The 22,852-nt window shown below is 72.5% G+C and carries 18 protein-coding genes; 5 read left to right on the top strand and 13 right to left on the bottom strand.

Annotation, left to right across the window (positions count from 1 at the left end; genetic code table 11):
- Window positions 1–172 precede the first annotated feature (172 nt).
- Together ABZ842_RS31325 and ABZ842_RS31320 are read left to right on the top strand one after the other, a co-directional pair.
- Window positions 173–379: a helix-turn-helix domain-containing protein gene (locus tag ABZ842_RS31325; RefSeq protein WP_361544340.1), complete on the top strand. Its 207-nt coding sequence runs from the start codon at window positions 173–175 to the stop codon at window positions 377–379.
- A gap of 167 nt (window positions 380–546) precedes the next feature.
- Window positions 547–1,533, top strand: a complete 987-nt coding sequence (locus ABZ842_RS31320) for a site-specific integrase (RefSeq protein WP_361544337.1) — start codon at window positions 547–549, stop codon at window positions 1,531–1,533.
- A 243-nt stretch (window positions 1,534–1,776) separates the two neighbouring features.
- Here ABZ842_RS31320 and ABZ842_RS31315 read toward each other — a convergent pair whose 3' ends face one another.
- The gene (locus ABZ842_RS31315; RefSeq protein ID WP_361544334.1) at window positions 1,777–3,114 is read right to left on the bottom strand and encodes a TRAM domain-containing protein; all 1,338 of its coding nucleotides are present in this window, start codon (window positions 3,112–3,114) and stop codon (window positions 1,777–1,779) included.
- 91 nt (window positions 3,115–3,205) lie between these two features.
- Window positions 3,206–5,254 carry an APC family permease gene (locus ABZ842_RS31310; protein WP_361544331.1) on the bottom strand — a complete coding sequence of 683 codons (2,049 nt, stop codon included), beginning with the start codon at window positions 5,252–5,254 and terminating at the stop codon, window positions 3,206–3,208.
- 264 nt (window positions 5,255–5,518) lie between these two features.
- Here ABZ842_RS31310 and ABZ842_RS31305 point away from each other — a divergent pair, with 264 nt between their 5' ends.
- Together ABZ842_RS31305 and ABZ842_RS31300 are read left to right on the top strand one after the other, a co-directional pair.
- Complete coding sequence (locus ABZ842_RS31305; protein WP_361544328.1) at window positions 5,519–6,187, top strand: TrkA family potassium uptake protein; 669 nt, start codon at window positions 5,519–5,521, stop codon at window positions 6,185–6,187.
- Entirely contained in the window at window positions 6,187–6,855 is a 669-nt protein-coding gene (locus ABZ842_RS31300) for a TrkA family potassium uptake protein (protein ID WP_361544325.1), read from the top strand. Before ABZ842_RS31305 ends, ABZ842_RS31300 begins: the two co-directional genes overlap by 1 nt.
- A 135-nt stretch (window positions 6,856–6,990) precedes the next feature.
- On the opposite strand, the gene ABZ842_RS31295 is transcribed toward ABZ842_RS31300, so the two are convergent.
- The 11 genes from ABZ842_RS31295 to ABZ842_RS31245 form a co-directional block, all read right to left on the bottom strand.
- Entirely contained in the window at window positions 6,991–8,004 is a 1,014-nt protein-coding gene (locus ABZ842_RS31295) for an ABC transporter ATP-binding protein (RefSeq protein WP_361544322.1), read from the bottom strand.
- Complete coding sequence (locus ABZ842_RS31290; RefSeq protein ID WP_361544319.1) at window positions 8,001–10,781, bottom strand: FtsX-like permease family protein; 2,781 nt, start codon at window positions 10,779–10,781, stop codon at window positions 8,001–8,003. Before ABZ842_RS31290 ends, ABZ842_RS31295 begins: the two co-directional genes overlap by 4 nt.
- Before the next feature lie 46 nt (window positions 10,782–10,827).
- Window positions 10,828–14,277, bottom strand: a complete 3,450-nt coding sequence (locus ABZ842_RS31285) for an ABC transporter permease (RefSeq protein ID WP_361544316.1) — start codon at window positions 14,275–14,277, stop codon at window positions 10,828–10,830.
- 192 nt (window positions 14,278–14,469) lie between these two features.
- Window positions 14,470–15,147: a DUF3159 domain-containing protein gene (locus ABZ842_RS31280; RefSeq protein ID WP_361544373.1), complete on the bottom strand. Its 678-nt coding sequence runs from the start codon at window positions 15,145–15,147 to the stop codon at window positions 14,470–14,472.
- Between the two features lie 93 nt (window positions 15,148–15,240).
- The gene (locus ABZ842_RS31275) at window positions 15,241–15,672 is read right to left on the bottom strand and encodes an OB-fold nucleic acid binding domain-containing protein (RefSeq protein WP_361544313.1); all 432 of its coding nucleotides are present in this window, start codon (window positions 15,670–15,672) and stop codon (window positions 15,241–15,243) included.
- A gap of 126 nt (window positions 15,673–15,798) precedes the next feature.
- Entirely contained in the window at window positions 15,799–16,485 is a 687-nt protein-coding gene (locus ABZ842_RS31270) for a response regulator (protein WP_361544310.1), read from the bottom strand.
- Between the two features lie 94 nt (window positions 16,486–16,579).
- The gene (locus ABZ842_RS31265) at window positions 16,580–19,123 is read right to left on the bottom strand and encodes a sensor histidine kinase KdpD (RefSeq protein ID WP_361544307.1); all 2,544 of its coding nucleotides are present in this window, start codon (window positions 19,121–19,123) and stop codon (window positions 16,580–16,582) included.
- Between the two features lie 154 nt (window positions 19,124–19,277).
- Window positions 19,278–19,946, bottom strand: a complete 669-nt coding sequence (locus tag ABZ842_RS31260) for an ABC transporter ATP-binding protein (RefSeq protein ID WP_361544370.1) — start codon at window positions 19,944–19,946, stop codon at window positions 19,278–19,280.
- A 228-nt stretch (window positions 19,947–20,174) separates the two neighbouring features.
- Entirely contained in the window at window positions 20,175–20,963 is a 789-nt protein-coding gene (locus tag ABZ842_RS31255) for a DUF3710 domain-containing protein (RefSeq protein ID WP_361544304.1), read from the bottom strand.
- 1 nt (window position 20,964) lies between these two features.
- Window positions 20,965–21,507, bottom strand: coding sequence for a dUTP diphosphatase (gene dut, locus ABZ842_RS31250; protein WP_361544301.1), 543 nt, complete (start codon window positions 21,505–21,507; stop codon window positions 20,965–20,967).
- A complete protein-coding gene (locus tag ABZ842_RS31245) occupies window positions 21,507–22,070 on the bottom strand; it encodes a PaaI family thioesterase (RefSeq protein WP_361544367.1) in 564 nt (187 codons plus the stop codon). The genes dut and ABZ842_RS31245 overlap by 1 nt, the downstream gene beginning before the upstream one ends.
- A gap of 315 nt (window positions 22,071–22,385) precedes the next feature.
- On the opposite strand from ABZ842_RS31245, the gene ABZ842_RS31240 reads away from it, so the two are divergent.
- Complete coding sequence (locus ABZ842_RS31240; RefSeq protein WP_361544298.1) at window positions 22,386–22,844, top strand: DUF3093 domain-containing protein; 459 nt, start codon at window positions 22,386–22,388, stop codon at window positions 22,842–22,844.
- Window positions 22,845–22,852: the final 8 nt, after the last annotated feature.

Below are 22,852 nucleotides of genomic sequence, written 5' to 3'. Positions count from 1 at the left end.
ATAGCCGACGATCACCGGTTCGCCAAACCGGTGATCGTCCGGACCCTTAGGGGTGTTCGTCCGGACCTGCTTGGCGGTGGAGCCGCGGCGAACGACAGGGCGGCACCGCACGGTGATCCGGGGTGCCGTGCTGACCGATGGCCAGCCCACTCCGTTCACTGAAGGACCTTCCATGGCGTCCCGTTTGCTCTCCATCCCCGCGGTCGCCGCGACCTTGGATGTCGACCGACGCACCGTCTACCGCTTCATCGCCTCCGGTGAGCTGGACGTCGTCGACCTCCGCACCGGCCCGGGGCGATCCCGCGTACGCGTCCCCTCCGCCAGCCTCGACGCGTTCATCGCCAGTCGGACAGCCCCGACCTCTCTGCCTGGCCGCTGACCCCAGGGCGCCTCGCCACGGCCCTACAATCTGACAAGGAGTGGATTCCCTCGTACCTCCGCAAGTTGAAGTCCGGCAATTGGCAGTGCACGGTCCGGAACACCGCGGGTGACCGATTCAGTGAATCGTTTCCCCTGAAAGAGAAGGCCCGCGCCTGGGGCCTTGAGATGGAAGCCAAGCTCCGGCGCGGGGCGCTGCGCGACCCTCGTGTCGGGCGAATGAAGTTCGCCGAGTGGCACCAGAAGTGGTGGAACGTCCGAGTCGTCGAGCCGCATACCCTGCGCGGCGACGCCTCCAGCATCAAGAACCACATCACGCCGTACTGGGCCGACTGGGAAATGCGGGCCATCGCCCGCATCGACGTCCAGGGCTGGATCCGCACCCTCGCCGAGAACGGCACAGGCGCCTCGGCGATACAGCGCTCCTACAACCTCATGTCCTCGATCATGCGCGCGGCCGTCGACGACGACATCATCGCGGTCAGCCCTTGCCGCAGCATCGACCTGCCCACCATCGCCACCAAACCCCCGCAGTGGTTCACCCTCGACCAGGCCCAGAGCGTCCTGGACGAACTCCCCGCCGCATGGCGCACCATGTGCCTGCTCGGCTTCTACACCGGACTTCGCTGGGGCGAACTCACCGGACTCCACCACCACCGCATCGACCGCCGCCGCTCCCGCCTCTTCGTCGTCGAGGTCAACACCAAGAGCGGCATCAAGGAGTACCCCAAGAGCTCCAAGAGCCGACGCGAAGTCCCCCTCCCGCCCCACGTCCTGGACGCCCTCGAACGGCACATCCACCGCCTCGAACGCGACGCCGTGACCTTCACCACCATCACCAAAGGACGAGCCGGCCGACTCCTCGACGACGGCAACTGGCGAACACAGACCTGGTGGCCCGCGGTCAACAACGCCTACCACTTCGACACCGACGGCGACCAGCAACCCGTACCCGGCTACCCGCCCCACGCCATGCGCCACACCTGCGCCTCCTGGCTCGCCCAAAAAGGCGTCTCCCTCTACGAAGTCCAGCACCTCCTCGGCCATGAGAGCTTCCAGACGACCCAGCGCTACGCACACCTCCAGCCCGACGCCCACAAGGCCGTTCTCGGAGCATGGGAGAGGCTTGAAGCCCCCCTCGCCCTCGCCGCCTAGAACATGCGAACCGGCCCCTTCCTCCCGCCCTGGCACGGGAAGTAGGGGGCCGGTTCGTTGTCCGAACACTGATGTGGAAGGTGCACGGAGAAGGTGTCTCCGAGCGTCATCAGCAACGTTCAGTATCGGATATCCGCTGGTCAGCGCGGCGGCAGACCATGATCAACGAGCGTCAAAAATCAGCGTCAAGATATCGCCCGTAACGCCCACAACGCACATAATGCGCATCGATAAGACCGCAGCTCAGGAGCGCTTCTCCGCCGGCTCCAGGATCGCCACGCACTCCACGTGGTGCGTCATCGGGAACAGGTCGAACGCCCGCAGCGTGCGCGTGCGGTAACCCGACTCCTGGAAGTACTTCAGGTCGCGGGCCAGCGCCGCCGGGTCGCAGGCCACGTAGGCGATGCGGCGGGGGGAGAGGGACGCGAGGTGGCGTACCGTCTGCTTGCCCGCGCCGGCGCGCGGGGGGTCGAGGACGATCAGGTCCGTCTCCGTGATGCGGGCGCGGGCGAGGACCTGGTCCACCTTGCCGTGTTCGATGCGGACGCGCTCCAGGTCCTGGAGGTTGTGGCGGGCGTCCTCCGCCGCGCGCTTGGAAGACTCGATGCCGAGCACCGCGCCCCGCTCGCCCACGCGTTCGGCGATCGCGCCGGCGAAGAGGCCGACGCCGCAGTACAGGTCCAGCGCCGTCTCGCCCTTGCGCGGCATCAGGCCCTGCATCACGGCCTTCACCAGGGTGTCCGCGGCCTGCGGGTGGACCTGCCAGAAGCCGCCGCCGCCGACGCGGTAGGTGCGGCCGTCCGCACGTTCGCGGACGAAGGCGCGGCCGTGGACGCGGTGGACCGAGCCGTCGCGCTCGTCCACGCGCAGCACCGAGACCGGCTTGTCCAGCTCCACGAGGGGGAGCCGGCCGCCGGGGCGCGGGGTGAGGACCACCTGACGGTCGTGCGAGCCGGTCGCCGCGATCGCCTCGACCGTCGCGAGCTGCGGCCACTCGCGCTTCTCGACGCCGAGTTCGCTGACGCCCGGCGCGGCGATCATGCAGTGGTCCACCCGCTCCACGTCGTGCGAGCGGTGGCGGCGCAGCCCCGCGTGGCCTTCGGCGTCGACGGCGTACTGTACACGCGTGCGCCAAGCCGGCACCTCGCCCGCCGGCAGTTTGTCGCCGGGCGCCGGTACGACGGTGCCGTCCCAGCCCGCCTCCTCGGGGCTCAGCCCCGCCAGCCGGTGCAGCTGCTCCGCGATGACCTCGCCCTTGAGGCGGCGCTGGGCGCCCGGCTTGACGTGCTGCCAGTCGCAGCCGCCGCACTTGCCGGGGCCGGAGAAGGGGCAGGGCGCCTCGATCCGGTCCTTGGCCGCCTCCACGATGCGTACGGCGTCCGCCCGCAGATAGCGGGAGTCCTCGTCACCCTCGGTGACCTTGGCGATCACCTTCTCGCCGGGGAGGGTGTGGCGGACGAAGAGCACCCGGCCTTCGTCGGTGCGGGCGATGCAGTGGCCGCCGTGGGCGACGGGTCCCACCTCGACCTCGTACTCCTCGCCGATCAGCGAGACGGGAGAGGCGTCGGACGCGTGCGGCATGACCAGTGGCTCCAGAGTGGCGAGAGGGTGACGAGAGGATGGTGAGGGAGGAAGAGACGCAGCCCACCAGTCTACGCGGGACGCGGGCCCCTCACTCCCGGCCGCTCGGCTCCTGCGTCCGCTCGTCCACCGGACCCCGCCGCACCGCGCCCGGCGCGCTCCAGTTCTGGCGCCTGCGGGCGCGCTCCCGCGCCACTTCGGAGGACTCCAGCTGGTACGGCACCGAGGTCACCATCACCCCGGGGGTGAACAGCAGCCGCCCCTTGAGCCGCAGTGCGCTCTGGTTGTGCAGCAGGTGCTCGTACCAGTGGCCCACCACGTACTCGGGGATCACCACGCTCACCACGTCGCGCGGGCTCTCCCGGCGCAGCCCCTTCACGTACTCGACCACCGGGCGGGTGATCTCCCGGTACGGCGAGTCGAGGATCTTCAACGGGATGTTGATGCCGCGGCGCTCCCACTCCTTGCGCAGCACCGCCGTCTCCGTCGGATCCACGCTGATGCTGACCGCCTCCAGCTTGTCGACCCGCATCAGCTTGGCGTACGCCAGGGCGCGCAGCGTGGGGCGGTGGACCTTGGAGACCAGCACGATCGCGTGCACCCGGGACGGCCGCACGCTGTCGTCGCTGGGCTCGTCGGTTGCGGCCAGCTCCCGCGACACCCGGTCGTAGTGGCGGCGGATCGCGCTCATGAGGCCGTAGAAGAACACCATGCCCAGCAGGGCCACCCACGCCCCGTGGGTGAACTTGGTGGCCAGCACCACCACCAGCACCAGGCCGGTGAAGAACGCGCCGAAGGCGTTGATGGCCCGGGAGCGGATCATGTGGCGGCGCTTCGCCGGGTTCCGCTCGGTGCGCAGATGGCGGTTCCAGTGGCGGACCATGCCGGTCTGGCTGAGCGTGAAGGAGACGAAGACGCCGACGATGTAGAGCTGGATCAGCTTGGTCGAGTCCGCCCCGTACACCCACACCAGCAGCGCGGCGGCGCCGGCGAGCAGCACGATGCCGTTGGAGAAGGCCAGTCGGTCGCCGCGGGTGTGGAGCTGGCGCGGCAGATAGCGGTCCTGGGCCAGTATCGAGCCGAGCAGCGGGAAACCGTTGTACGCGGTGTTCGCGGCCAGGAACAGCACCAGCGCGGTGGCCGCGGCGAGCAGGACGAAGAAGAACGTGCCGTCCCCGAAGACCGCGGCGGCGACCTGGGAGATCACCGGGTTCTGGACGTAGTCATCGCCGACCGGGACGCCGTCCTTCAGCAGGTCGTGCGCAGGGTTCTCGGACATCCGCACGTCGGACGCCATGGCCAGCCCGATGATTCCGCAGAACATCGTCACGGCGAGCACGCCCATCAGGGCCAGGGTGGTCGCGGCGTTCTTCGACTTCGGCTTGCGGAATGCGGGAACGCCATTGCTGATCGCCTCCACACCGGTCAGTGCGGCACAACCGGAGGAGAAGGCCCGCAGCAGCAGAAAGACCAGGGCGAATCCCGCGAGGCCCGCTTCCTCCGCCTTGATCTCCAGGTCGGCGGTGGGTGCCTTCAAGGTGTCGTCGAGGACGACGCCGCGGTACGCGCCCCAGGCGATCATGAGGAACACGCCGGTGACGAAGACGTACGTCGGGATCGCGAAGAGCTTGCCCGATTCCCGTACGCCGCGCAGATTCATCAGCGTCAACAGCACGATGATCGCGATCGCGCACAGGACCTTGTTCTCGACCACGAAGGGGATCGCCGAGCCGAGGTTCTCCACTCCGGAGGAGATGGAGACCGCGACGGTGAGGACGTAGTCGACCAGCAGGGCGCTGGCGACCGTCAGACCTGCCTTGGGGCCGAGGTTGACGTTGGCGACCTCGTAGTCCCCGCCGCCGCTCGGGTACGCGTGCACGTTCTGCCGGTACGAGGCGACCACCGTGAACATGAGCACCACGACCGCGAGCGCGATCCACGGGCTGAAGGTGTAGGCCGACACCCCCGCCACCGAGAGCACCAGCAGGACCTCGCCGGGCGCGTACGCGACCGAGGACAGCGGGTCGGAGGCGAAGACGGGCAGCGCGATGCGCTTGGGGAGGAGGGTTTCCCCAAGCCGGTCGCTGCGCAGGGCCCTGCCGATCAGGATGCGTTTGGGCAGGTCGGTCAGTTTGGACACGCAGAGGATCGTAAGCGTTCGATATGACCCCGGCCCACCCGCCGCCCGGACCGGCGGCGGAATCTCCAACTCCGGCGGGGACATCGGGTCCCGGGGTCCCGGCGTCCACCGTGCATGTGTAGCTTTGGCCGCGGTCTGAGACCCTTTAATCCCCGGGACCTTTAAGTCTCGGTAAAAACTCGGAGGGCACTCCGGGGGATTGTGCTGCAAAGCACATAAAGTCCAAAAAACGAGTAAAGAATATGGACAGCCGGAAGGACGGTCGTGCACATCGTCATCATGGGTTGCGGGCGAGTGGGAGCCGCTCTCGCGCAGACCCTGGAGCAGCAGGGGCACACGGTCGCGGTCATCGACCGCGACCCGACGGCCTTCCGCCGCCTGGGCTCCGGTTTCGGCGGACGCCGGGTCACCGGCGTCGGGTTCGACCAGGACACCCTGCGTGAGGCGGGGATCGAGGAGGCCGGGGCGTTCGCCGCGGTCAGCAGCGGCGACAACTCCAACATCATCGCGGCCCGGGTCGCCCGCGAGATGTTCGCCATCGAGAACGTCGCGGCCCGCATCTACGACCCCCGGCGCGCCGAGGTGTACCAGCGCCTGGGCATCCCGACCGTGGCGACCGTCCGCTGGACGGCCGACCAGATGCTGCGTCGGCTGCTGCCCTCCGGCGCCGAGCCGCTGTGGCGCGACCCCAGCGGCGGGGTGCAACTCGCCGAGGTGCACACCTCGCCGGCGTGGATCGGGCACAGGATCAGCAGGCTGCAGGACGAGACGGGCGTGCGGGTGGCCTTCCTCACCCGGCTGGGAGAGGCCGTGCTGCCGAGTTCGCAGACCGTGCTGCAAGAAGGCGACCTCGTCCACGTGATGATGCGCACCGACGAGATCGAGAAGGTCGAGGCGGCCTTCGCCGAAGGCCCCGAGGAGGGCGGGCACTGATGCGGGTCGCTATCGCAGGCGCCGGCGCGGTGGGCCGTTCCATCGCCGGCGAACTGTTGGAGAACGGGCACGAGGTCCTCCTCGTGGACAAGGCGCCCACCGCGATCTCGGTGGAGCGGGTGCCGCAGGCCGAGTGGCTGCTGGCGGACGCCTGCGAGATCACCTCGCTCGACGAGGCCGCGCTCCAGCGCTGCAACGTCGTCATCGCGGCGACCGGCGACGACAAGGTCAACCTCGTCGTCTCGCTGCTGGCGAAGACGGAGTACGGCGTGCCGCGCGTCGTCGCCCGGGTGAACAACCCCAAGAACGAGTGGCTGTTCAACGAGTCGTGGGGGGTGGACGTCGCCGTCTCCACCCCGCGGCTGATGTCGGCGCTGGTGGAGGAGGCGGTGAGCGTCGGCGACCTGGTGCGGCTGCTGCGCTTCAGCCACGGCGACGCGAACCTGGTCGAGCTCACCCTGCCGCCGGAGTCGGCCCTCGCGGGCACCCAGGTCGGGGACGTGGCCTGGCCGCAGGACACCTCGCTGGTCACGATCATCCGCGGGTCGCGGGTGCTCACCCCGAGCCAGGAGGAGACCCTGGAGGCCGGCGACGAGCTGCTGTTCGTCGCGGCGCAGGAGCGCGAGGAGCAGCTGGAAGACCTGCTCTCGGTACGCAACTCGGCCTGAGGTCTGGGGCCTGAGGTCTGGGGCCTGAGGTCTGGGGCTTGAGGTCTGAGGCCCGACGAAGCCCGGAGCTCGGAGCCCGAAGCCGCTGCCGTACGGGCGGGACCCCTCCCCGGAGGGGGCCCGCCCGTCCTTGCGTCAGTCCCGCTCCGCGCGCCGTTCCTCGTCGTCCGGCCAGATGCCGATGTGGTCGGGCTCCAGCTCCAACATCACCCGGTCCTGCATGGCCAGCGCCTGCGTGTACTCCTTGGGGAGCTGGAGGCGACCGGCGCGGTCGAGCATCGCGTACTCCCGCGCCACCACCGACTCCTGGCCCGTCGCGCTGTCCACCTCGGTGCGGCGCAGGATCTCCGTGGACGTGCGGCCGTCCCGGATGGCGACGGTGCGCCGCACCTCGGAGGCGACCGCCTGGTCGTGCGTGACGATCACGACCGTGGTGCCCAGTTCCTCGTTCGCCCGGCGAAGGGCCGCGAAGACCTGCTCGGCCGTGTGCGAGTCCAACTCGCCCGTCGGCTCGTCGGCGAGCAGCACCGACGGCTCGTTCGCGAGGGCCACCGCGATGGCGACCCGCTGCTGCTGCCCGCCGGACATCTGGTGGGGGCGCCGGTCGCGGCACTCCGCGACCTCCAGCAACGTCAGGAGCTCGTCGATCCGTTCGCCCTTCGCCGCCTTCGCGGACCGGGAGAACCGACGGCCCGCGCCCCGGCCCCGCAGCTGCATCGGCAGCGCCACGTTCTGCGCCGCCGTCAGATACGGCAGCAGATTGCGCGCCGTCTGCTGCCACACGAAGCCGACCGCCTCGCGCCGGTAGCGCAGCCGTTCGCGGGCGCCCATCGCCAGCAGGTCGCGCCCGGCCACCGTCGCCGCGCCGGCCGTGGGCTCGTCCAGCCCCGCGAGGATGTTCATCAGGGTCGACTTGCCGCTGCCGGACGCGCCGACCAACGCCATCAACTCGCCCTCGCGCACCAGCAGGTCGAGCCCCTGGAGCGCCTGCACCTCCACACCGTCCGTGGAGAAGATGCGGACCAGCCGGTCGCAGGTGATCAGCGCGTCATGGCCGAACCGCGGGCGGTCCCGACGGGCCGCCGCCCGCTCCTCCAACTCCTTCAGCGTCGCCGAGTTCTCCGCCGCACCCGTCGCGGGCAGTGTCATCGTGTGTCTCCCACTCTGAGTTCGGTCGTCGTCGTACGCCGGGTGACCGCCCACGCCTGCGCCGCCGCGACGCCCGCGGCCACCAGGACCACCCCCAGCCCCGGCAGCAGCAGGCTCGCCGGGTCCGCGGCCAGCTCCACCCGCCCGCCCGGGCCGAGCACGTCGCCCGAGGCGTGCGCCAACCGGGTCAAGTCGATGCCGGGGGAGAGGACCAGGACCACCGCCCAGCCCACCAGCACACCGCCCGCCCCGGCGAGCAGGGTCCCCGGCAGACTCTCCAGCACCAGCAGCCGACGGCTCTGACGCCTGGTCAAACCCATGGTCCGCAGCCGGGCCAGCAGCGCCGTACGCTCCGGAGCGGCCCGCAGCAGCGACAGCAGCAGAGCCAGTACGGCGTACCCGGCAGCGGCCACCGCCGCCACCGCGTACACGCGCTCCGCACCGGTCTGGAGCGGGGAGTCGGCGAAGGCCGCGTACTCCTCGGAGCGCAGCGCCACCCGGGCGTCGCTGCCCGCGGCGCGGACCGTGGCGCGCAACGCGTCACCCGCCACCGAACCACCCGTGACCAGCAGCGTCATCGGCTGCTCGGCGGCCGGCACCCCGGCCGCGTCGACCACGACGAAGTCACCCACGGGCAGTGCCGGCGTCTCCTCGCGCACCGACGCCACCGCGATCTGGAGCGGGGCGCTGGGCTGCCCCACCACGATCGGGTCCTCGCCCAACCGCTCCGCGACGCGCGGCGAGACGATCGCCGGCAGCGGCTCTGCCTCTCCCGTCTCTCCCGTGTCAGCCGTGGCTCTGGCTTCCTTCGCCCGGAGCACATCGGCGTCGAAGGCGCCGACCCCGGTGGAGCGGGCGAGACGGGCGTACGCGTCCGGATCCACGGCGAGCAGCGTCACCCCGCCAGCGGCTCCGGACTCGGAACCGCCTTCGGCGTACCGCAGATCGAGATCCGCCTCCCGGTACACGGCCACCACTCCCCGCACCCCCGGCACCTTCCGCACCGCCGCCGCGAGTTCCGCCGGCAGCGCCGTGGCTGCCTCGACGCGGGCGTCCGCGCCCACCGACCGCACCGCCGCCCGCTCCCGCGCCCCGTCCACACCGGCGAGCACCGAGCCGCCGAAGGCCGTCGTCGTCAGCGCCAGCAACAGCGCCACCAGCGGCAGTGTGGAAGTCGCCGGCGCCCGCCCCGCCCGGGCCAACGCCAGGAAGCCGACCGCGCCCCGCGCCCGTGCCAGCGGCCGGGCCGCGATCCGCAGCGGCAGCGGTTGCAGCCGTACGAGCAACAGCGCGGCGACCGTGCCCAGCAGCAGGGGCGCCGCGCTCACCAGGTAGTCCACGCCCTGCGCCGCGCCGTCGGCGGTGCCCCGCCGCCGCAGCGCCACCACGGCGGCCACCGCCAGCGCCAACAGGGTCAGCTCCGCCACCGTGCGACGGCGGGAGGGCCGGGCGCGTACGAGATCGTCCCGACCGCCGTGCGCCCCGGGCCTGCGGTGCACCAGGGCGGCCCGCAGCGGCAGCGCCCCACAGGCCACCAGCGTGACGACGGCCGCCCCCACCACAGCGGGCACCAGCCGTCCCTCGGGCACCAGGAGCACCGCGAGCGCGCACCCGGCGACCGCGGCCGGCACCACCGGCACCGCCACCTCCGCCAACAGCCGCCCGACCATGCCCGGCACCGACCCGCCGCGCGAACGCACCAGCGCCAACTCGGCGTGCCGCCGGGCCGCGGCCAGCCCGCCGGCCATCAACAGGACGACCCCGACCACCCCGCCGACCCCGAACGCCGCGACCGCGACCACCGGATCGACGGCGGCCCGCAACTCCTCGTACCGCGCCAGCAGGGCGTCCACCTCGGTACTGGCCTCCAACTGCGGCGAGATCGCCTCGCGCAGTTCGCTGAGCGCCGGACCCGACTCGACCGTGGCGACCGCCGCCTTCAGCGCCGACAGATCCGTCACCGAAAGCCCGTCCGGATCGAGCGCGAAGCGCCAGTACGCCTCGACGTCGGGGCTCACCGACAACAGCGCGGGCGCCGCCTCGGGCGCGAGCAACAAGGCGCCGTGCCAGTACGGCTCCGGCGGCGGCCCGGGGGTGAACAGCGTCGCAGGCGTGCGCAGCAGGGGCCGGACCGACCAGTACGGCTGCTCGGGAAGGCGCGGTTCGACCACGCCGGTGACCGTGACGGCGAGCGGGGCCAGGTCGCCGCGGGGCACCCGGACGACCGTGCCGACCGCGATGTTCAGCTCCTTCGCCGTCGCCACGGTCACCGCGGCCTCGACCGCGGTGCTGTCCGGCGTCGCCACCGCCGCCTTCGGCAGTCGGCCGGCGCGCACCGTGGAGTGCTCGGCAACCCCCGCCCCTGCGGAGAGAGTGAACACCGGGGACCCGCCGTCCAGTCGGGTCAGACCCGGAGCGCTGCCGTCCACCGGCCGGCTGGTGAACACCCCGTACGACGACTGACCGCGGTCCACGCGCAACGGCTCGGGCAGCGCGGCGAGGATCCTGCGCTGCCGCTCCGCCATCTCCTTCGGGCCCAACCGGGCGTGCACGGCCGGGTCCTCGGGGTCGAACGGCTGCGCCAGCACATCGCTGACCTGGAGCCCGTTCTGGTCCGCCGGCGCGACCCGCAGCGCCTGGCGCAGGCCGGAGCCCTCGTACGCGTCGACGGCGCGCGGGAAGGACGCCGCGAGGAACGAGCTGACCAGCGCGAGCAGCAGCAGCGCAACAGCCGCCCCGGGCGCGGCCCGCAGCCGCGTCCGCACCCAAGGAGCCATCGCCCGCACCCGTGACCTCGCCCCGACCTCGGGCTCTCTTCCCACCTCAGGCACCCCCCTCACCCCCGCGCCCGCGAAGGGCCGCGCCGGTCGACTTGTCACGGCGCAGCGCCAGCGCCGCGACGATCGCCAACGGCACCGCCGCGACCCCGGCGACCACCAGCGCCACCTGCCCCGGCGGCAACTGCACCAGGGTGTCCGGAACGGGCCGGGCGGCCTGTCCGGTCAACACGATCAACGGGACGACGGCCCGGGTCAGCGCAGCCCCGAGCGCCACCCCGATCACCAGCCCCACCCCGATCAACACGGACTGTTCGACGGCGAGCAGCCGGGTCAACTGGCGGCGGGGCGCGCCGAGCCCCCGTAGCACCGCGAACTCCACGGTGCGTTCGCGCAGCGCACCCGCCGTCGCCACCGCGAAGCCGACCGCGGCGAGCAGCGCGGCGGCGACCGCCACCGCGGGCAGCGCCGACCGCGGGCCCGCGCCCACCGGGTCCTCGTCCAGGGCCGTGACGACCTCCTCGCGCGTCTCGACCAGCGAGGGGTCGACCTCCGCGCGGTCGCGCAGCGCCGCCGCGACTTCGGCCGTCGCCCCGGGCTCGGTGAACAACCACCACTCCGCCGGCGTCAGAGCCGCCCCGGGGCGCTCGGCGAGCACCCGGTTGACCGCCCGCAGATCGAGCAGCAGCGCTCCGCCGTCGGTGGAGGGAGGGGCCTCTGCCCCCTCGGTCGCCTCGGCCGCGGCCACCGGCGTCGTGGTGGGCAGCGCCGCCAGCACGCCCGCGATCCGCACCTTGACGTCACCGCCCTGCATCGGCACCTGCACCACCGAACCGACCTCCGCCGCACTGGAGTCGAGGAACTGCCGGGTCGCCAGGGCGGTCGGCACGGGGGCCGGCGCCCGCTTCGCGGCGACCCGCAGGGTGACCGTACGGGGGGCGCTCCAGGCTTCGTACTCGGCCGTTCCGGTGTGGTACGCCACGTCGATGGGGCGGCCGGGGGCGGAGTCGACGGAGGTGACCGCCGGCAGGTCCTCGCCCGTGGCCGGGGCACCGGCGTTGAGCACGGCCACCGCCTGCCAGGCCAGCCCCTTCGGCACGGCGACGGGCTGCTCCTCGCCGCCCTCGCCGCCCGCGCCGTCCGCCTTCTCGGGATCCGCCACCACCGCCCGCATCGCCCCGACGGTCAGGCGCTTGGCCGCGATCCGATCCGGTGCCCCGGGCTCGTCGACCTCCAGCGCCGTCAGCGCCAACGGATGCGCCGGCCGGCCCGCGGGGGCCTCCACCGCCTTCGCGAAGTCCACGGTCACGGCGTGCGGGCGGCCGTCCACCGGCACGTCTCCCAGCGGGATCCGGTACGGCACGCCGAAGCGGTCCTCCACCGTCGCCGTCGTGAACAGGCCCCCGTCGTCGCCGTTGGCCGCGGCGAGCCCGGCCGTGCCGTTGGGGCCGTCGTCGGCGGCGCTGAGGGTGACGTCCAGGACCAGTCGCTCGGTGCCGTCGGGCAGCACCACCCCGGCCCGCGGCTCCTCGCGCGGCGCCAGCGAACCGACCAGCCGGCGCGGATCGCCGTCCGCCAGGTCCTCCCGCACCAACAGCCCGGGCGCGGCGAGCCGGGTGTCCAGCGCCAACGCCGTCGCCTGGCGCCCGCCGGTGATGCCGTACGTCTTGCGGGCGGCGGGCACGGCGGCCGTCACACCGGGCACCTGCTCGTACACCCCGCCCCGACCGAACGGCTCGGCCGCCCCGCCCAGCACCCGCACCGGCGCACCCGCCCGGAAGTCCGCCTGGTCCTCCTGCGAGCGGTCCCACGAAGCGCCCTGCCCGATCGCCAACACCCCCATCGCCACCGCGAGCACCAGCAGCAGCACCGGCCCCGCGCCCCGCATCGGCCGACGGGCGAGCTGCCAGCCCACCAGCGGCGCGGTCAGCCCCCGGCCGCGGGCCGCGCGGCGCTCCGCCAGCTTGGCCGCGAGCGGCAGCAGCCGCAGCGTGAGGACCGTGCCGGCCAGCAGCGCCAGCGCGGGCGCCACCACCAACAGCGGGTCCACGCCCAACTGCCCCGCCCGGTCGCCGCTGAGCGCCCCGCTGCCCGAAGTGCGCCGCTCCAACTGCCAGTACGCCACCCCCGCGACCGCGAGCAGCGCGAGGTCCGCGCCCGCCCGCAGCGGGCCCAACAGCGCCCGGGCCCGCCCGCGCGGCCGGCGCACCCCGCCCGCAACGACCGGCGCCACCACGGCCGCCGCACACGCCAGCGCCGCCACCAGACCGGTCAGCCAGGTGCCGACGGTCGGCGCCGTGTCGAGCCGTAGCCCGATCCGCCCGGTCGCACCCCGGTCCGCCACGAAGGCGGTGAGCGGGCCGGCGAGCAGGGGCGCGCACACGGCCGCCGGCAGCGCCAGCGCCAACGCCTCCAGCACCGAGAGCCGGACCAGCCTGCCGCGGGACGCGCCGCGGGCCGTCAGGATCCGGCTCTCCGCCTCCCGGTCGGTGTGCAACAACCGCGCCACCAGCAGCAGCGCATAGCCGGCGAGCAGGACCAACTGCAGGGAGACGATCCACACGGTGGCGCGGGACACCAGCAGGGCCCGCTCCAACTGCCCGAGCGCCTGCGGCAGCGAGGTCTTGGCCACCACCCCGGTCGCCAGCCCCGGCTCCGCGCCCACCCGTTCCTGGCTCTGCTCCGCGGCCGAGCGCAGGGCGTCGATCCCGTCGGTGCGCAGCGTCCCGAAGTCGGCGGTGGCCAGCCAGGACCGTGCGCCCGCCGCGACCCGGCCGGACGCGAGGGTCGCGGGGTCGGCGAGCAGCGGGCCGTACGTGGTGAACACCTCGGTGCGCACCCCGCGCCCGCCGAGTTCGTCCAGCCGCCAGTACGGGGCGCCGCGGTCCAGCGGTCGATAGGTCCCGGTGATCCGCACCTGGATCGGCGGTCCGCTGAGCCGGCTGGCGAGGGTGAGCACCCGCGGGCCCGGCTTGAGCGCCAGCCGTTTGGCGGCGGTCTCGGGCAGCGCGACCTCGATCACGCCGCCTTTGGCACTGCCCTTCGCGCCGCCTGTCGTACCGCCCTTCGCACCGCTCGGGGAGGGCCAGCCGCCCGCGACCAGTTGCACCCGGGAGCGTTCCACCGCGGCCAGCATCGTGAGGTCGGGCTCGCCCGAGCGGGCCGCGGGCTGCTGCAACTCGCGCGGCAGGGCGTACGGCGCCGAGCGCTCGAACCGCTCCAGCGCGACCGGCAGCCCGTCGAACGCCTGCTCGGCGCCGCTGCGTACGCTCCGCTCCATGGCGGCGCGGTCTCCGGTCGGGTTGTCCGCGGTGACCACCAGCGCGGCGTCGGTGGCGTTCCTGGTGCGCAGCGAGTGCCGTAGCCCGGCGTCCTCCACGGCCCCCGCGAAGGCGACGAGCGCGGTCAGCACGGTCGTGGTCAACAGGACCGTGAGCAGGGCAGCGGCCAGCAGCAGTCGGTGCCCCCGCGCCCGGTGGAACACAAAGCCCGTCACCGGTCTCCCCCTCGTACCCCTGTGTGCATCCCCCGAAAACGCTTTCGGTCACGGATGCTGTCAGACGGGACGAGGGAGAATGAACAGGTCAGCGGGGGACTTGATGAGATCGTGACCGAGATCCGGTGCGCGGTCTCCGCAATGCGTACCCGGTACGGGCCGGCGGAGCCGGCACCCGTACCGCCCGGGGCGCTACTGGCTCTCCGCCGCCCGGGCCTTGCGCTCCTTCTCGGCCTGCTCCTCGGCCTCCATCTCCGCGAACACGTCGATCGGCGGCGGGGCCTTCGCCAGGAAGATCCAGGTCAGATAGACCGCCAGCAGGAACGGTGGGATCTTCAGCGCCACCAGCACCCAGCCGAGTTCGGTGGTGTCGGCCCACCAGTACAGCGGGAAGAGGATCGCGCACTTGGCGAGCAGGATCAGTCCCCAGGCCCAACTGGCCTTCGCGTACGCCTTCTTCCGGCCGGGGTTGCGGGTGCGCCAGGAGAGGTTCTCCTTGAAGACCGGACCCAGCATGAGCCCGATCAGCGGCACCCCGGCGAGCGTGGTGGCGATGTACGCGACGGCCAGGCCGAGGGTGTAGAGCATGCCGGGCAGGTAGAAGTCCTTGGCATTGCCCGTCATCATCGCGAAGACGACGCCGAAGGCGACTCCGAAGACACCGCTGAACGCGTGCTTCACCGTGCCCTTGAGTACCAGCCGGGCGGCGACGAGCACCAGCGCGAGCGCGAGCGCGGCGATGGCGGACGCGTGCAGGTCCTTGTTGATCGTGTAGATCGTGACGAAGAGCAGGCCCGGCAGGACCGTCTCCACCATGCCGCGGATGCCGCCGAACGCCTCGAAGAGCGCGGCTTCCGTCACCGCCCGCACATCGGCGCTGTCGACCGCTGCGGCCTGGCTCTCGGGCTGCTGGTCCTGCGGCGTGGTTGGGGTGGTGGTCGGCTTGTCGAAGGACGTCACCGGCTACTCCTGTCCGAGCGGTCGGAGTTCGTATTTGGGGTTGAACAGCACACGGCGGCCGTGGCTCATGGAAATGCGACCGGAGGCTATGAGCCTGCGGCCGGGCTCGATGCCGGCGATCGACCGTCGGCCGAGCCAGACGACGTCCAGCGGCTCCGTGCCGTCGAACAACTCCGCCTCCAACGCGGGCACCCCGGCCCTCGGGCGCAGGGTGACCGTCCGCAACGTACCAGTCACTCGGACGATCTGGCGATCGCCGCAGTCGGCGATGCGCGTGCACCCGGACAGCTGTGCGTCCTCGCGCAACTCGGCGGACTCCTGGTCCTGCCGGGAGGAGGACAGCCGGTCGAACATGCGACGGAGCCGGCCGGCGGGCTTGTCCGCGCGGTCAGCCGGCTCCGAACCGCTCCCGGTCCCGGATTGGGGTGCACTCATGCAGCAAGCGTACCGGCCGCCACCGACGGCGGACCGCGGCCCGCACGGTCCGCCCCGCCGTCGCCACGAGGGCGCACGACGCCGGGTGAAGACGCTCCCCGGCGCACACCGAGCGTCGTCGGTCGACTACCGCTCGAACCGGTAGCCCATGCCCGGCTCGGTGACGAAGTGTTTGGGGTGCGAGGGGTTCGCCTCCAGCTTGCGCCGCAACTGCGCCATGTAGACCCGCAGGTAGTTCGTCTCCGTGCCGTACGAAGGACCCCACACCTCCTGCAGCAACTGCTTCTGGCTGACCAGCCGGCCGGTGTTGCGCACCAGCACCTCCAGCAGGTGCCACTCGGTGGGCGTCAGACGTACGTCACGGCCGTCGCGGTGCACCTTCTTGGCGGCCAGGTCGACGGTGAAGCCCTCCGCCTCCACGACCACCACGTCGTCGTCACCGCCGCCGACCGGCTCCGCCCTGCGCACCGCGGCCCGCAGCCGCGCCAGCAACTCGTCCATGCCGAACGGCTTGGTGACGTAGTCGTCCGCGCCGGCGTCCAGGGCCTCCACCTTCTCGTCGGAGGTGTGCCGGGCGGACAGGACCAGGATCGGCACGCGCGTCCAACCGCGCAGCCCCTTGATCACCTCCACGCCGTCCATGTCCGGCAGGCCGAGGTCGAGCACGACGACGTCGGGATGGCGGGCGGCGGCCATCTGGAGCGCGGTCGCCCCGTCGGGAGCCGCGTCCACCTCGTACTTGCGCGCCTTCAGGTTGATCACGAGGGCGCGTACGATCTGCGGCTCGTCGTCGACCACCAGCACCCTGGTCATGCCGGGCCTGCCTTTCTGAACTTCGGTCGTCTCAGCACTTCGGTCATCCCCGGGTCCCCGCGGCCGTCCCCGCCCCGTCTTCGCGCGCGGCGGGTCACGAGGTGACCTGCGCGGGAAGGTCGGGGGCGACCGGCTCGACGCCCGGCGCCCCCTTCAGGGTGAGGACCATGGTCATGCCGCCGCCGGGGGTGTCCTCGGCGCTCAGCGTGCCGCCCATGGCCTCCACGAAGCCGCGGGCCACCGCGAGCCCCAGGCCCACGCCGGCGCCGCGCGGAGCGTCCCCGTACCGCTGGAACGGTTCGAAGATGCGCTCCTTCTCGTCGTCCGGGACGCCGGGGCCGCGGTCGGCGACGCGGAGTTCGACCCGGTCGCCCAGCGCGCTCGCGGCCACCGTCACCGGGGTGGCGTCGGGGCTGTACTTGACCGCGTTCTCCACGATGTTCGCCACCGCCCGCTCCAGCAGCCCGCGGTCGACCGTGACCATGGGGAGCGTCTCGGGGATGTCCAACTCGACGCTGTCGTCGGGGACGGAGACCAGCGCCATCGGCACCACCTCGTCCAGATCGGTCACCCGCATCAACGGGGTGACCGTACCCGTCTGGAGCCGGGACATGTCGAGGAGGTTGCCCACGAGATGGTCAAGCCTGTCCGCACCGTCCTCGATGCCGGCCAGCAACTCCGCCTCGTCCTCGTCCGACCAGGCCACGTCGTCCGAGCGGAGCGAGGTGACCGCGGCTTTGATCGCCGCCAGCGGGGTCCGCAGGTCGTGGCTGACGGCCGCCAGCAGCGCCGTGCGGATCCGGTTGCCCTCCGCGAGCCTGCGGGCCTCCTCCGCCTCCCCGACCAGCCGCTGGCGGTCCAGGACCACGGCCGCCTGCGCGGCGAAGGCGGCGAGCACCCGGCGGTCCTCGGCCGGTAGCACCCGACCGGACAGCGCCAGCGCCATGTGGTCCCCGACGGGCATGTCCACGTCGGCGTCCTCCGGTCGCACCACCGAGCGCGGCCCCACGCTGCCCGCCGTCGTCCACGGGTCCACGTCGCTCTTGCGCTCCAACAGCGCCACCGACTCCATGCCGAAGGTCTCCCGCACCCGCTGCAACAGGGCGTCCAGCGACGTCTCGCCGCGCAGCACGCTCCCCGCGAGGAAGGACAGGATCTCCGACTCGGCCCGCAGTCGGGCCGCCTGGTGGGTGCGGCGCGCCGCCAGGTCCACCACGGACGCCACCGCCACCGCCACCGCGAAGAAGATCACTATGGCGACGATGTTCTTCGGGTCGTACACCGTGAGCGTGTGCAGCGGCGGGGTGAAGTAGTAGTTCAACAGGATCGAGCCGACGGCGGCGGAGGCGAGTGCCGGGAGCAGCCCGCCGAGCAGCGCCGCCATCACCGTGGCGAAGAGGAAGAGCAACACGTCGTTGGCGAGCCCCAGGGAATCGTCCAGCGCGTACAGCAACAGGGACAGCAGGATGGGCGCGGCCACCCCGACCAGCCAGCCGGCGATGATCCGCGAACGGCCCAGGCGCGCACCGCGGGCCACCGGCAGCCCCCGGCCCTTGCCCGCCTCGTCGTGGGTGACGATGTGCACGTCCAGGTCGGGCCCGGACTCGCGGGCCACGGTCGCGCCCACGCCCGGCCCGAAGACGTACTGCCAGGTCTTGCGGCGGCTGGAGCCCAGCACGATCTGGGTGGCGTTCACTCCGCGCGCGAACTCCAGCAGCGAAGAGGGGATGTCGTCCCCGATCACGTGGTGGAACGTCCCGCCGAGGTCCTCGACGAGGGTGCGCTGGACGGCCAGCTCCTTCGGCGACGCCGACGTCAGCCCGTCGCTGCGGGCGATGTAGACGGCGAGGATCTCGCTGCCGGACCCCTTGGCGGCCATCCGCGCCGCCCGCCGGATCAGGGTGCGGCCCTCCGGCCCGCCCGTCAGCCCGACGACGATCCGCTCGCGCGCCTGCCAGGTCGAGCGGATGTTGTGCTCGCCCCGGTACTGCTGCAGGTACTCGTCGACCCGGTCCGCCACCCACAGCAGCGCCAACTCGCGCAGCGCGGTGAGGTTCCCCGGCCGGAAGTAGTTCGACAGGGCCGCGTCGACCTTGTCGGACTTGTAGATGTTGCCGTGGGCCATCCGGCGGCGCAGCGCCTGCGGGGCCATGTCGACCAGCTCCAGCTGCTCGGCCCGGCGCACCACCTCGTCGGGCACGGTCTCCCGCTGCCGCACGCCGGTGATCGACTCCACGACGTCGCCCAGCGACTCGAAGTGCTGGATGTTCACCGTCGATATCACGTCGATGCCGGCGGCCAGCAGCTCCTCGACGTCCTGCCAGCGCTTGGCGTTGCGGGAGCCGGGCACGTTGGTGTGGGCGAGTTCGTCCACCAGGGCCACCGCGGGCTGGCGGGCCAGGACGGCGTCCACGTCCATCTCCGTGAAGGAGCCGCCCCGGTACTCCAGCTCCCTGCGCTGGATCTGCTCCAGGCCGTGCAGCATGACCTCGGTGCGGGGGCGGTCGTGGTGCTCCACGAAGGCCACGACGCAGTCCGTGCCGCGCTCCACCCGACGGTGCGCCTCGGACAGCATGGCGTACGTCTTGCCCACGCCCGGTGCAGCGCCGATGTAGATCCTTAGCTTGCCGCGTCCCATGGCCCCATTGTCATTCAGGAAGTCGTCCTCACGATGCGAAGACCTTACGGCGGGGGAACCGGGCAAATCGGGCGGTGGCCAGGTGGGACCGGTGGTATTGACACAATTCTGATGGGCGGTGCCCGCAGCTCACCGCCCTGCTCGACCGAGCACGTCAGCGCTCGACGATCTCCCCGTCGCTGAGCTCCAGGACCCGGTCGGCGAGATCGAGCAGCTGGGCGTCGTGGGTGGCCACGAACGCGGTGACGCCCTCCGCGCGCACGATCGCCCGCAGCAGCTCCATCACCGAGAGGCCGGTCTCCGCGTCGAGCTGCCCCGTCGGCTCGTCGGCGATCAGGAGGGCAGGCCGGTTGGCGAGCGCGCGGGCGATGGCCACCCGCTGCTGCTGGCCGCCGGAGAGCTCGGTCGGCCGCTGGGCGGCGTGGTCGGCGAGCCCGACCAGCTCCAGCAGCAGCGCCACGCGCTCCTCGCGCTCCCGGGCCGGGGCCCTGCGCAGCCGCAGCGGAACGCCCACGTTCTCCGCCGCCGTGAGGATGGGGATCAGCCCGAAGGACTGGAAGATGAAGCCGATGCGGTCGCGGCGCAGCTCCAGCAGCCCGTCCTCGTCGAGCCCGCCGAGCTCGGTGCCGTCGACGTCGATCCGGCCGCCGTCGGGCGCGTCCAGGCCGCCGACCAGGTTGAGCAGGGTCGTCTTGCCCGACCCCGACCGGCCCTTGAGCGCGACCAACTGGCCGCGCGGGATCTCGAAGGAGACGCCGCGCAGGGCGTGCACCGCGCCCGTCCCCGAGCCGTACGAACGGTGGAGGTCCACCGCCCGCACCATCGGCCCCCTCGCCGGATCGTCGACGACCGCCGCGCCGACGGTGTCCGCTGCTCCCGTGCTGCCGACCATGGGTGCCCCCCTCGTTCCCGTACGCCGTCCTCACCAGTGCGTACGTGCGTACGTGTGTGCGTGCGGGCACAGTACGGGGTGAAAGCCGTGGGCCGCACCACCCCTCGACGGAGCAGTACGGCCCACGGAACGTCCACGGCGGCCCTGAAGGCCGTGCGGTCAGCGCACCTCGGTGATCTCGGGGCCGCGCGCCAGCCGCCCCATGTCGCCGGAGAAGCGGGAGCCCTGCTCCTCCTGCTGGACGCCCTCGGGCACCATCTGCGCGTCCTCGGGCAGCTTCAGCACGATCGGGTCGCGGGGGGCCATCGGGCCGTCACCGCGGACCACGACCGTGTCGCGGAAGATCTGCTCCAGCAGGCCGGCGGCCTCCGGTTGCACCGCGCCCTGCCCGGAGATCACGCCGCGCAGGAACCAGCGGGGCCCGTCGACGCCGATGAAGCGCACCAGCTGCACCCCGCCCGTGCCGTCCGGCAGCTGCACGGGCACCTGCGCCCGCAGCTCCCAGCCCAGCGGGCCCTCGACCTCGTCGATCACGCCGCCCTGCTGGGTGATGCCGGAGGCGATCTCCTCGCGGACCTCACCCCAGATGCCCTCCTTCTTGGGCGCCGCGAACGCCTGGAGCTGCACGGCGCTGTCGCGCAGGACCACGGTCGCGGCGACGATCGCGTCACCGGCGACCTCGACCCGCAGCTCCATGCCCTCGACACCGGGCACGAAGAGTCCGCCGAGGTCCACCCGGCCCTCGGCGGGCTTGGACACCTCGGACAGGTCCCAGGGGCCGTCGGGCCGCGGCGCCGGAGGAAGGTTCACCCGCCCGCTGGGGCTCTCCTCGACGGCGTCGGACTCGGCCTCGACCTCGGCCTCGTCGGTTACGTCGACGACCTGCTCGGTCCCGCGCGCTGCGTCCGCGTCCTTCGCGGAACCACTCTTCTTGCGACGTCCGAACACGTCACTGTCCTTCCCGGTCGGATACGACGGAAGCGTATCGATTCCCACCCGTTGAAACGTCCGTTGAGCCGTCCACCGCCGCATGACCGCCGGTGGACCCGAAGCCCCCCTCGGCCCGTGCCGAGCCGGGAAGCTCCGCCACCTCGTGGAAGCGCACCTTCTCGACCTTCTGGACGATGAGCTGGGCAATGCGGTCGAAGCGCTCGAACCGCACGCTCTCGCGCGGGTCGAGATTGACCACGATCACCTTGATTTCCCCACGGTACCCGGCATCAATCGTCCCCGGGGCATTCACGAAGGCTACTCCGCAGCGGGCGGCGAGGCCGGAGCGCGGATGGACGAAGGCGGCGTAGCCGTCCGGGAGGGCGATCGAGACGCCGGTCGGCAGGACGGCGCGCTCTCCGGGCGCCAGCTCGGCGGCCTCGCACGTCACGAGGTCGGCACCGGCGTCGCCCGGGTGTGCGTACGAGGGCAGCGGCACCTCGGGGTCGACCCGGCGGATCAGCACGTCGAGCGGGGCGGAAGGGCTGGGCGTCGTCGACATCAGGGGTTCACCTCGAAAGCGCGGGCACGGCGGAGCTGGTCGGGGTCGGCCATGGCTGCCTGGATCTCCTCGGGGCGGCCGTTGTCGATGAAGTGGTCGACCTTGACTTCGATGAAGAGCGCGTTGGCGCGGACGGCCAGCGGCCCGTCGGGGCCGCCGATCCTGCCCTCGGCCCGCGCATATATCTTCCGGCCGGCGACGGCGGTCACCTCGGCCTTGAGGAACAGCACGGTGTCCACGGGCACGGGACGCACGAAGTCCGTCTCCAGCCGGCCGGTGACGGCGATCGTCCGCAGCAGCCAGGTCAGCGAGCCGAGGGCCTCGTCGAGGGCGGTGGCCAGCACGCCGCCGTGGGCGAGGCCGGGGGCGCCCTGGTGGGCGGTGCGCACGGTGAACTCGGCGGTGATGCTCACGCCCTCGCCCGCGCGGGCCGCCAGGTGCAGCCCGTGGGGCTGGGCCGCGCCGCAGCCGAAGCAGTTCTCGTAGTGCGTGCCGAGCAGCTCACCGGGGGCGGGTGCCTCGGGGTGCCGGACCGGGGGTACGGCGTCGGCCGGCGGCGTCAGGGCCGGTGGCCGGGCAGTGGAACGGTCCGGGGTCTCCGGGGTCTCGGGGGTCGACCCCGGTGGATTCGCAGTGCTCACAGGCGCAGACCTTACCCGCGGTTCACCAGGAGGCTCACGCGAGGCGCAGGCGTGCGCTCGCGCGCGCTTGCGCGCCCGTACGAGAGTGGGTGTGCTCGCACCCATGTGCGTACGCCCGCATGCGTACAGCCTCGTACGCGTGTGCCCGCGCACGTCACGGGCGGGCCGCCTGTGCCCGTGCGCGTCCGTTTGGGGCGGGTCGTCCGCCCCGGTGGGCCGCGTGCCAAGCTTGTCCGCATGCAGCCCTCCGCACCGGCCCCGGCGCCGCGCTACGACGAACGTCTGACCGCCCCTCCGCTGTGGTGGGGCATCGCCGCCCTGCTGGGACTGTCGGGCGGACTGGTCACCCTCCCGCTCGGGGTGCTGCCGATGTTGGTCAGCGTGGTCGTGGTGGGCCTGCTCGCCGGCGGCCTGATCAGCTCCTACGGCTCCGCCCGGATCCGGGTGGTGGCGGGCTCGCTGGTGGCCGGGGAGGCCCGCATCCCGCTGACGGCCCTCGGGGAGCCCGAGGTGCTGGAGGCGGAGGAGGCGCGCGCTTGGCGCTCCTACAAGGCCGATCCCCGGGCCTTCATGCTGCTGCGCTCCTACGTGCCCACCGCGGTGCGGATCGAGGTCACGGACCCCGAGGACCCCACGCCGTACGTGTACGTGTCCACCCGGGACCCGAAGGCCCTGGCGGCGGCTCTGACCGCCTAGCGGGAGCG

It is taken from the genome of Streptomyces sp. NPDC047315 (genome assembly GCF_040643215.1).
Lineage (GTDB): Bacteria > Actinomycetota > Actinomycetes > Streptomycetales > Streptomycetaceae > Streptomyces.
The sequence above is the reverse complement of the archived record's forward strand: the minus strand, read 5'-3'. Positions and strand labels throughout refer to the sequence as shown.

Excerpts from the sequence above, each read along its gene's own strand:
- ABZ842_RS31295 (WP_361544322.1), bottom strand. The coding sequence starts at position 8,004 with ATGACACTGCCCGCGACGGGTGCGGCGGAGAACTCGGCGACGCTGAAG.
- ABZ842_RS31270 (WP_361544310.1), bottom strand. The coding sequence starts at position 16,485 with ATGACCAGGGTGCTGGTGGTCGACGACGAGCCGCAGATCGTACGCGCC.
- ABZ842_RS31260 (WP_361544370.1), bottom strand. The coding sequence starts at position 19,946 with ATGGTGCGGGCGGTGGACCTCCACCGTTCGTACGGCTCGGGGACGGGC.
- ABZ842_RS31275 (WP_361544313.1), bottom strand. The coding sequence starts at position 15,672 with ATGAGTGCACCCCAATCCGGGACCGGGAGCGGTTCGGAGCCGGCTGAC.
- ABZ842_RS31325 (WP_361544340.1), top strand. The coding sequence starts at position 173 with ATGGCGTCCCGTTTGCTCTCCATCCCCGCGGTCGCCGCGACCTTGGAT.
- ABZ842_RS31320 (WP_361544337.1), top strand. The coding sequence starts at position 547 with ATGGAAGCCAAGCTCCGGCGCGGGGCGCTGCGCGACCCTCGTGTCGGG.
- ABZ842_RS31240 (WP_361544298.1), top strand. The coding sequence starts at position 22,386 with ATGCAGCCCTCCGCACCGGCCCCGGCGCCGCGCTACGACGAACGTCTG.
- dut (WP_361544301.1), bottom strand. The coding sequence starts at position 21,507 with ATGTCGACGACGCCCAGCCCTTCCGCCCCGCTCGACGTGCTGATCCGC.
- ABZ842_RS31265 (WP_361544307.1), bottom strand. The coding sequence starts at position 19,123 with ATGGGACGCGGCAAGCTAAGGATCTACATCGGCGCTGCACCGGGCGTG.
- ABZ842_RS31300 (WP_361544325.1), top strand. The coding sequence starts at position 6,187 with ATGCGGGTCGCTATCGCAGGCGCCGGCGCGGTGGGCCGTTCCATCGCC.
- ABZ842_RS31315 (WP_361544334.1), bottom strand. The coding sequence starts at position 3,114 with ATGCCGCACGCGTCCGACGCCTCTCCCGTCTCGCTGATCGGCGAGGAG.
- ABZ842_RS31290 (WP_361544319.1), bottom strand. The coding sequence starts at position 10,781 with ATGGCTCCTTGGGTGCGGACGCGGCTGCGGGCCGCGCCCGGGGCGGCT.